Below are 505 nucleotides of genomic sequence, written 5' to 3'. Positions count from 1 at the left end.
TCAATGTATTTGATTGCTTGACCTACTGTTTGGATATTTTCAGCTTGGTCATCTGGGATTTGAATATCAAATTCTTTTTCAAACTCCATAATCAACTCTACAGTGTCTAATGAATCTGCTCCTAAGTCGTTAGTGAAGCTCGCTTCTGCGTTCACTTCATTTTCGTCTACGCCTAACTTATCAACGATAATGGCTTTAACTCTTGATGCAATGTCTGACATAATTTTTCTTTTTTTATAACTATAATTACTGAGTGCAAAAGTAAGCATTTTTTTTGAATAGCAATCGTTTTCGAACAAATATTGTGCTTTTTTTTGATGTTAAAATACCAAAGTCGTTTATTATCAGGGGGTTATTAACTGCAATAGTATAGCTTCTTTTTGTCTTTTAAAGGGTGAAATCAATCGAAAATTATGAATTTACTTTAACAGATAAAACCCTACAAAACAAACTTTTTTTTGATAATTAAAAAAATAACTGTACCTTTGCAGCGTAAATGGTGTTA

1 protein-coding gene is annotated in these 505 nt (G+C 30.7%); it reads right to left on the bottom strand.

Translation table 11 applies throughout. The annotated features are described in order from the left end of the window. A partial coding sequence (locus HMPREF9441_RS17260; RefSeq protein WP_039865679.1) for an acyl carrier protein occupies positions 1 to 221 on the bottom strand: 221 nt, incomplete at its 3' end. Between the last annotated feature and the right edge of the window lie 284 nt (positions 222 to 505).

This window comes from Paraprevotella clara YIT 11840 (assembly GCF_000233955.1).
In the GTDB taxonomy this organism is placed as follows: domain Bacteria; phylum Bacteroidota; class Bacteroidia; order Bacteroidales; family Bacteroidaceae; genus Paraprevotella; species Paraprevotella clara.
This window is presented reverse-complemented; position numbering and strand designations above follow the sequence as displayed.